Raw genomic sequence first — 8,512 nt, forward strand, 5'->3', positions numbered from 1 at the left:
TTAACCCCCAAGTTTGGATTTATCGCGTACCGCGCCTTTATCCGCACTGGTCGCGAGACTGGCATAAGCGCGCAGCGCGAAGGAGACCTGACGCTCACGGTCAACCGGCGTCCAGGCCTTATCGCCTCGGGCTTCCTGCGCTTCACGACGCGCTGCCAGTTCACGATCGCTCAGTTGCAGTTGAATGCTGCGGCTCGGAATATCGATAGCGATAATGTCGCCATCTTCAATCAGGCCGATATTGCCGCCGCTTGCCGCTTCCGGAGAAACATGGCCAATGGAAAGGCCGGAAGTCCCGCCGGAGAAACGCCCATCGGTGATCAGCGCACACGCTTTGCCGAGGCCCATCGATTTCAGGAAGCTGGTTGGGTAGAGCATTTCCTGCATCCCCGGCCCGCCTTTCGGCCCTTCGTAGCGAATCACCACCACATCACCGGCGACAACTTTACCGCCGAGAATGGCTTCCACCGCCGCGTCCTGGCTTTCATACACTTTTGCCGGACCGGTAAAGGTCAGGTTGCTGTCATCAACGCCTGCGGTTTTAACGATACAGCCGTTTTCCGCAAAATTGCCGTACAGCACGGCCAGGCCACCATCTTTGCTGTAAGCATGCTCCAGCGAACGGATACAGCCTTCAGCGCGATCGTCATCCAGCGTGTCCCAGCGGCAATTCTGGGAAAACGCCTGCGTGGTGCGGATACCGGCTGGCCCCGCGCGGAACATGGTTTTCACCGCGTCGTCTTTGGTCAGCATCACGTCGTACTGCTCAAGGGTTTGCGGCAGCGTCAGACCGAGCACGTTTTTCACGTCACGGTTTAACAAGTTAGCGCGATCCAGCTCACCCAGGATGCCCAGCACGCCACCGGCGCGGTGCACATCCTCCATATGGTATTTCTGCGTACTCGGCGCGACTTTACATAGCTGCGGAACTTTGCGGGACAGCTTATCGATATCACTCATGGTGAAATCAATTTCTGCTTCCTGCGCGGCGGCCAGCAGATGCAGAACAGTATTAGTAGAGCCGCCCATAGCGATATCCAGCGTCATGGCGTTTTCAAACGCCGCTTTACTGGCGATGGAACGCGGTAGTGCGCTGGTGTCATCCTGCTCGTAATAGCGTTTGGTCAGCTCAACAATGCGTTTGCCCGCGTTGATGAACAGTTCTTTGCGGTCAGCGTGGGTCGCGAGCAGCGAGCCGTTACCCGGCTGTGACAGCCCCAGCGCTTCGGTCAGACAGTTCATTGAGTTGGCGGTAAACATGCCGGAGCAGGATCCGCAAGTGGGGCAGGCGGAACGTTCTACCTGCTCGCTCTGATCGTCAGAAACTTTCGGATCCGCGCCCTGAATCATGGCATCCACCAGATCGAGTTTAATTATCTGGTTGGAGAGTTTTGTTTTCCCGGCTTCCATCGGGCCGCCGGAGACGAAAATCACCGGAATATTCAACCGCAGAGAAGCCATCAGCATCCCGGGGGTGATTTTGTCGCAGTTGGAAATACACACCATTGCGTCAGCGCAGTGGGCATTGACCATATATTCAACGGAATCGGCAATCAGCTCGCGGGAAGGCAGTGAATAAAGCATGCCGCCGTGGCCCATGGCGATACCGTCATCAACGGCAATCGTGTTGAACTCTTTCGCCACGCCGCCTGCGGCTTCGATTTGCTCCGCAACCAGCTTACCGAGATCGCGCAGGTGAACGTGGCCCGGCACGAACTGGGTAAACGAGTTCACGACGGCGATAATCGGCTTGCCGAAATCGGCGTCGGTCATCCCGGTTGCGCGCCACAGCGCGCGGGCACCCGCCATATTGCGCCCGTGGGTGGTGGTGGCGGAACGGTACTTAGGCATGCTCTTTTACTCCCGTCTATCTTGTCGATGGGGTGGTGCGTGCCATCCCATATTTATTTGCTATACCCTGAATGATTCGGGTTGTAGGAAGGCGGCAAGCGAGCGAATCCCCGGGAGCTTACATAAGTAAGTGACTGGGGTGAACGAGTGCGGCCAACACACCTACAACCTGAAGTATGACGGGTATTTATGGATTAACTTGATCCAACCAGCCCCACTTATCTTCCGTTTCACCGGTGAACAGGCCAAAGAATGCTTGCTGAATACGTTTGGTGACCGGGCCACAACGACCTTCACCAACCTGAATACCATCAACGCTGCGCACCGGCGTAATTTCCGCTGCCGTACCGGACATAAACACTTCATCCGCCAGATACAGCGATTCGCGGGACAGCACCTGCTCACGAACTTCGATATTCAGCTCTTTCGCCAGCTTGATGATCGCATCGCGAGTGATACCCGGCAGGGCGGAAGAGGTAAACGGCGGCGTGAACAGGATGCCATCTTTTACTTCAAACAGGTTTTCGCCCGCACCTTCAGAGATGTAGCCGTTAACGTCAAGCGCAATGCCTTCCTGGTAACCGTGGCGGCGCGCTTCGCTGCCAACCAGCAGGGAAGAAAGGTAGTTTCCGCCCGCTTTCGCGGCTGTCGGGATGGTGTTCGGCGCAACACGGTTCCAGGAAGACACCATCGCGTCGATCCCCTGATCCAGTGCTTCCGCACCGAGGTAAGCCCCCCACGGGAAGGCAGCGATAATCACATCAGTGGTGTAGCCCGCCGGCGGGTTAACGCCCATGCCAACATCGCCCACAAATACCAGCGGACGAATATAGGCGCTGGTCAGATTGTTTTTGCGGATCACTGCGCGGCAGGCTTCCATCAGCTCGTCGACGCTCTGAGATACCGGGAAACGATAGATTTTGGCGGAATCGCGCAGACGCTGCATATGTTCACGATGGCGGAACACTACCGGACCTTTGTGCGAGTCATAGCAACGGATGCCTTCAAATACGGAAGTACCGTAATGCAGCGCGTGGGACATCACGTGGACTTTCGCATCTTCCCAACGAACCATCTCGCCATTAGACCAAATGTAGTCTGCTTTTTTCGTCGTCATTATTCTTCCTTTTGCGCTTACGCGCGGATTTGTTGTGATTGTGATGATGTGGCACGCTGGCGGATATCAACCCGGGCAACGTCAACAAGTTTGCTTAACTGGCTAAACAGTAATTCGACAGGCCGCGGGCTGGCAACGGTCAATTCGATATTTATGTTCCGCGCATCACTGGCGGTTTCCATATTCATGGCACACACCTGAAAGCCACGGTGACGCACCACGCGCAGCACGCGTTCTAACGTTTCAGGATTGAAGCGGGCCTCAACGGCGACCTGATGTTGCATCATGATAATTTCTCCAGCATTTGTGAGTTACTGGCGCCGGGCGGCACCAACGGCCAGACATTCTCAAGTTCATCGATTGAGACATGAAGCAGGTATGGCCCTGGGCTCGTGAGCATCGTGTCGAGTGCCGCTTCAACCTGGTCTTTTCGGGTGATGTGCTGGCCGGGAATGCCGAAAGCGCTGGCCAGTGTGAGGAAATCGGGGTTATCAGTCAGGGTGGTTTCACTATAACGCTCGTTGAAGAATAACTGCTGCCACTGGCGAACCATCCCTAAACGCTGGTTGTCCAGTAAGACAATCTTCAGCGGTAATTGCTTACGTTTAACGGTGCCGAGCTCCTGAACATTCATCATGAAGGAGCCGTCACCGGAGATACAGATTACCGTATCGTCCGGGCGGGCAACCTGCGCGCCAACAGCGGCCGGCAAACCGAAGCCCATCGTACCTAATCCACTGGACGTGATGAAATCTTCCGGGCGGCTGAAACACAAATGTTGCGCCGCCCACATCTGATGCTGGCCAACGTCGGTAGTGACCACGCTGTTTTCCGGTTTGCGATCGGAGAGCTGTTTTAACAACAGCGGCGCGTAAATAGCGTCGCCTGGATGATCGTAACGCCAGGCATGTTCGCGACGCAGATCCGCACTGTATTGACGCCACGCATCAATTGCCAGCGGCTGTTGTAGCGCAGGCAGCAACGCGTTTAAATCGCCCTGCAACGCAACGTGCGCCTGGCGCAGTTTGCTCATTTCCGCCGGGTCGATATCCATATGGATCACTTTGGCGTTCGGCGCGAAGGTATTCAGCTTGCCGGTCACGCGATCGTCAAAGCGGGCGCCAACGGCAATCAGCAAGTCACACTCCTGCACGGCAAAATTCGCGGCTTTCGTACCGTGCATCCCCAGCATGCCGAGATAGTAAGCATAATCAGTTTCCACCGCGCCCAGCCCTTTCAGCGTGCAAGTGACCGGCATTTGCGTCACGCTCAGAAACTCACGCAGCGCCGGAACCGCCTGCGCCATGCCCACACCGCCGCCAACATACAGCATCGGTTTTGTTGCCTGCGAGAGCATCTGCACGGCCTGCTCCACTTCCGCTTGCGGGAAATAATGTTCATCGTCGACGGTCGCGAACCAGGGATCCAGATCGCCTACAGCCAACTGGATGTCTTTTGGAATATCCACCAGAACCGGGCCCGGGCGGCCGGAATTGGCCACGTAGAAAGCCTCAGCCATGACACGCGGTAACTCTTCCAGCGATTCAACCAGAAAGCTGTGCTTCGTGCAGGCGAGGGATAAACCCAGTACGTCCACTTCCTGAAACGCGTCGGTACCGATAAGCGGAGCAGCAACCTGGCCGGTAATGGCAACAACCGGAACGGAATCTAATAACGCATCAGCAAGACCGGTGATCAGGTTCGTCGCACCTGGGCCGGAGGTAGCGATGCAAACGCCGGTTTTACCAGTGGCCCGAGCATAGCCGATAGCGGCCATCGCCGCGCCCTGCTCGTGCCGGCAAAGTAGGTGTTCCACGCCGCCGTCATACAATGCATCGTAAACCGGCATAATTGCACCGCCCGGATAGCCGAAGACGATATCGACTTTCTGCGCTCGCAACGCATGTACCACCCACTGTGCTCCATTCATAGTCAGTTCCCCGCCGGATATCGGGAGAAACAGAATTTTGTGCTACTACTCATCCTCTGCTCCTCGTTTATGTTTTTAGGTCATAAAAAAACCCCCGGACCTTTCGGTGCGGGGGTCTTAGTTCGTTAAGGCTTGTTTTTTAAGCCTTTCCTCGTCCAAGTGCAGCCCCGCACGGTGGGATAATAATCACCACCACGCTAATCACGACCAGGCTAATCACTCGTAGAAGGGCTTTCATTTGTGTTCGTTCTTGCTTCATGTTCGAAGGAATGCCTAAAGAGGTAACACAGATTTAAGACAAGAAACAAGAAAAATTTATGACGCAGTTTGCGACCACACCGACAAATTGACGAAAAATGGTTGTTTTATATAGAGAAAAGTCTTGGTGAAAATTTCTCACCTCTTGCACTAGCAATACAACGCTGCGATCAACATTCCAATACGATGAAAAAAGGGGCTAATTGCAGTGAAATGCAGGAAACGCGCACGCAAAAGCAGCGTTTCGATAATGAAAAGCGATAACCAAAATAGATAATGTCTGTGAAAAGGAGAGCCTATGGCATTGTCTGTAATTTATACGCGAGCGGCGTTAGGCGTGACGGCCCCCCTGGTCACCGTTGAAGTGCATATCAGTAACGGGCTGCCGGGGCTGACTATTGTTGGGCTACCGGAAACCACGGTTAAAGAAGCACGCGATCGTGTTCGTAGCGCCATTATCAACAGCGGATATGAATTCCCGGCGAAACGGATCACCATCAACCTGGCACCCGCGGATCTGCCCAAAGAAGGTGGACGATACGATTTACCCATTGCTATCGCGCTTCTGTCCGCTTCTGAGCAGCTAACGGCATCAGAGCTGAGTCGCTATGAATTTGTTGGCGAACTTGCCCTTACAGGCGCATTACGTGGGGTTCCTGGCGCCATCTCTTCTGTCATTGAAGCGGTAAAAGCCAACAGACGCATCGTTATTGCCAGAGAAAACGAAGCTGAAGCCAGCCTCATAGAAACACAGGAGTGTCTGGTCGCCGACCATTTACAGGAAGTATGTGCGTTTCTGGAAGGAAAACAGGCATTACCTTCACCTGCCCCCTTTTGTAGCAGCCAGGAGGCCGCCAGTGAGGATTTAAGCGATGTTATTGGACAAGAACAAGGGAAGCGCGCACTGGAAATCACTGCGGCAGGTGGACACAACCTGTTGCTAATCGGACCTCCGGGCACGGGCAAGACTATGTTGGCCAGTCGGTTGGCGGGATTGTTGCCGCCATTGAGCAACCAGGAAGCGCTGGAAAGCGCGGCCATTATGAGCGTGGTAAATTCAGCGGCACTCTCTCGCCACTGGCGAAGACGCCCATTCAGAGCACCGCATCACAGCGCTTCACTGGCGGCACTTGTCGGCGGTGGCGCAATACCAGGCCCGGGCGAGATTTCGCTGGCGCATAATGGCGTTTTGTTTCTGGATGAATTACCGGAATTTGAACGCCGCGTGCTGGATGCACTCCGCGAACCTATTGAATCCGGACAAATCCATCTCTCGAGGGCAAGGGCGAAAGTTACCTATCCCGCTCGTTTCCAGTTAATCGCCGCCATGAACCCGAGCCCGACCGGCCATTACCGGGGAAATCATAACCGCTCGACACCGGAGCAAACGCTGCGCTATTTGGGAAAGCTATCAGGCCCTTTTCTCGATCGCTTCGATCTCTCGCTTGAGGTCCCCTTGCTTGCTCCGGGGTCAATGAGCCAGCCACAGCAAAAAGGCGAAAGCAGTGAAACGGTACGCTTACGGGTTATTCAGGCCCGGGCACGGCAGTATCAGCGGCAGAATAAACTCAACGCGCATCTGGATAGCAGCGAAACAAAACAGCTTTGTAAACTTAACAGAGAAGACGGGAATTGGCTGGAAGAGACGTTAACACGTCTGGGATTATCTGTACGCGCCTGGCAACGCCTGCTGAGAGTTGCACGAACGATAGCCGATCTTGAAGAAGAGCCAGCGATCCAGCGCGCGCATCTACAGGAAGCGTTAAGTTATCGCGCAATCGACAGGCTACTGATTCATTTGCAAAAGATGCTGATGTAAAAAAGGGGCCGTAGCCCCTTTTCTCTTAATCTTCGGAATCCGTATAGTCTTCCGCACCTTCCATCTGTGGTTTCCCACCTGAAAGAGTGTGAAAGCGCTTCGGACGCTTAATGCGCGCCATATACTTGATCCAGACGCGTTCTGCTTCGGTGTCTGGCTCACGCTCTCCACGGCACACTGCAACGAATTGCGTTTCTTCTGCAGTCACTGGTTCACGCTTACCGAGTTCCAGTTCGTTAAAAGCATAACCATGGCGCTCAAGCAGTTGCGCCTCTTTGATGGTGAAGTCACCGTGGCGAGAGAACCCGCGCGGATAATTCTTATTGTCGAAAAAACGATTTGTCGTCGTAAAGCTTTCCGCCATCCTGCACGCTCCTAATTCTTTGGCCGAGCTATTTATGGCGCGGAGTATTAGTTACGCTTGACAGAGTGTAAAACAAAACATTTAAATCATTACGACAAATATTTTTGTGGAGAAAACTGTGGATACGGAATTACTAAAAACTTTCCTCGAAGTTAGCAGGACTCGTCACTTCGGTCGTGCAGCCGAAGCACTCTATCTGACCCAGTCCGCGGTGAGTTTTCGTATTCGCCAGTTAGAGAACCAGCTTGGGGTTAATCTCTTTACACGCCATCGCAACAATATCCGCCTGACGGCAGCTGGCGAGAAGCTGCTGCCGTATGCGGAAACATTGATGAGTACCTGGCAAGCCGCAAGAAAAGAAGTGGCGCACACATCGCGACACCACCAATTTTCTATTGGGGCCAGCGCATCCCTATGGGAATGCATGCTTAGCGATTGGTTAACCAGGCTGTATAACCTGCAAGGAAACCTTCAGTTCGAAGCACGAATTGCACAACGGCAATCATTGGTTAAACAGTTACACGAGCGGCAACTGGATCTGTTGATCACGACTGAAACGCCAAAGATGGATGAGTTTAGCAGCCAGTTGCTCGGCCATTTCACACTTGCGCTTTATTGCGCAGCCCCGGAAAAGAGCAAGTCAGAATTGAACTACCTGCGCCTCGAATGGGGACCGGATTTTCAACAGCATGAGTCAGAGTTAATCGCCAGTGATGACGTGCCAACATTGACGACCAGTTCAGCAGAAGTGGCCCATCAGCAATTACCGCAGCTTAATGGCTGCACCTGGCTACCTGTTTCATGGGCAGAACAAAAAGATAAGTTATATCCCGTTACTGATACAACGATGCTTTCTCGTCCACTTTATGCAATTTGGCTGCAAAACAGCGATAAACAGAATCAGATCCGCGATCTTTTGAAAATCAAAGTGATTGATTGAATATTTGTGGCAAGGATGCCTGCGAGAGATTTTCTGTAGAGTGGATGCTGAAAAAGAAGCAAAAAAAATCCTTAGCAGATGCTAAGGATTATTTCTGGCAGGGGCGGAGGGACTCGAACCCCCAACACCCGGTTTTGGAGACCGGTGCTCTACCAATTGAACTACGCCCCTAATTAGGGTGGCGGAACGGACGGGACTCGAACCCGCGACCCCCTGCGTGACAGGCAGGTATT

The 8,512-nt window shown here is 53.7% G+C and carries 9 protein-coding genes and 1 tRNA gene; 2 read left to right on the forward strand and 8 right to left on the reverse strand.

Annotated elements, in window-relative coordinates:
* The 6 genes from ilvD to ilvL form a co-directional block, all read right to left on the reverse strand.
* Positions 1-1,851, reverse strand: coding sequence for a dihydroxy-acid dehydratase (ilvD, locus tag RT644_RS22110; protein WP_020455989.1), 1,851 nt, complete (start codon positions 1,849-1,851; stop codon positions 1-3).
* A gap of 187 nt (positions 1,852-2,038) precedes the next feature.
* The gene (locus RT644_RS22115; RefSeq protein WP_020455988.1) at positions 2,039-2,968 is read right to left on the reverse strand and encodes a branched-chain amino acid transaminase; all 930 of its coding nucleotides are present in this window, start codon (positions 2,966-2,968) and stop codon (positions 2,039-2,041) included.
* A 17-nt stretch (positions 2,969-2,985) separates the two neighbouring features.
* Entirely contained in the window at positions 2,986-3,255 is a 270-nt protein-coding gene (ilvM, locus tag RT644_RS22120; protein ID WP_017459702.1) for an acetolactate synthase 2 small subunit, read from the reverse strand.
* Complete coding sequence (gene ilvG / locus RT644_RS22125; protein ID WP_020455987.1) at positions 3,252-4,898, reverse strand: acetolactate synthase 2 catalytic subunit; 1,647 nt, start codon at positions 4,896-4,898, stop codon at positions 3,252-3,254. Before ilvG ends, ilvM begins: the two co-directional genes overlap by 4 nt.
* A 2-nt stretch (positions 4,899-4,900) precedes the next feature.
* Positions 4,901-4,951, reverse strand: coding sequence for a peptide IlvX (gene ilvX / locus RT644_RS23690; RefSeq protein WP_202819293.1), 51 nt, complete (start codon positions 4,949-4,951; stop codon positions 4,901-4,903).
* An 86-nt stretch (positions 4,952-5,037) separates the two neighbouring features.
* Positions 5,038-5,136: an ilv operon leader peptide gene (gene ilvL / locus RT644_RS22130; protein ID WP_015966468.1), complete on the reverse strand. Its 99-nt coding sequence runs from the start codon at positions 5,134-5,136 to the stop codon at positions 5,038-5,040.
* Between the two features lie 318 nt (positions 5,137-5,454).
* Between ilvL and RT644_RS22135 the strand changes: the two genes are divergently transcribed.
* Entirely contained in the window at positions 5,455-6,975 is a 1,521-nt protein-coding gene (locus RT644_RS22135) for a YifB family Mg chelatase-like AAA ATPase (protein WP_313628127.1), read from the forward strand.
* Between the two features lie 25 nt (positions 6,976-7,000).
* Here RT644_RS22135 and RT644_RS22140 read toward each other — a convergent pair whose 3' ends face one another.
* Entirely contained in the window at positions 7,001-7,339 is a 339-nt protein-coding gene (locus tag RT644_RS22140; protein WP_017459699.1) for a DUF413 domain-containing protein, read from the reverse strand.
* 106 nt (positions 7,340-7,445) lie between these two features.
* Between RT644_RS22140 and hdfR the strand changes: the two genes are divergently transcribed.
* Positions 7,446-8,279: an HTH-type transcriptional regulator HdfR gene (gene hdfR, locus RT644_RS22145; RefSeq protein WP_110093632.1), complete on the forward strand. Its 834-nt coding sequence runs from the start codon at positions 7,446-7,448 to the stop codon at positions 8,277-8,279.
* A 95-nt stretch (positions 8,280-8,374) separates the two neighbouring features.
* Here hdfR and RT644_RS22150 read toward each other — a convergent pair.
* Positions 8,375-8,450, reverse strand: a tRNA-Trp gene (locus RT644_RS22150).
* Positions 8,451-8,512 lie beyond the last annotated feature (62 nt).

The organism is Kosakonia sp., assembly GCF_032104925.1.
Taxonomy (GTDB): domain Bacteria; phylum Pseudomonadota; class Gammaproteobacteria; order Enterobacterales; family Enterobacteriaceae; genus Kosakonia.

What these genes read in the sequence shown, in the direction of transcription:
- ilvD (WP_020455989.1), bottom strand. Translation starts at nt 1,851, where the DNA reads ATGCCTAAGTACCGTTCCGCCACCACCACCCACGGGCGCAATATGGCG.
- RT644_RS22140 (WP_017459699.1), bottom strand. Translation starts at nt 7,339, where the DNA reads ATGGCGGAAAGCTTTACGACGACAAATCGTTTTTTCGACAATAAGAAT.
- RT644_RS22135 (WP_313628127.1), top strand. Translation starts at nt 5,455, where the DNA reads ATGGCATTGTCTGTAATTTATACGCGAGCGGCGTTAGGCGTGACGGCC.
- RT644_RS22115 (WP_020455988.1), bottom strand. Translation starts at nt 2,968, where the DNA reads ATGACGACGAAAAAAGCAGACTACATTTGGTCTAATGGCGAGATGGTT.
- ilvL (WP_015966468.1), bottom strand. Translation starts at nt 5,136, where the DNA reads ATGAAAGCCCTTCTACGAGTGATTAGCCTGGTCGTGATTAGCGTGGTG.
- ilvM (WP_017459702.1), bottom strand. Translation starts at nt 3,255, where the DNA reads ATGATGCAACATCAGGTCGCCGTTGAGGCCCGCTTCAATCCTGAAACG.
- ilvG (WP_020455987.1), bottom strand. Translation starts at nt 4,898, where the DNA reads ATGAATGGAGCACAGTGGGTGGTACATGCGTTGCGAGCGCAGAAAGTC.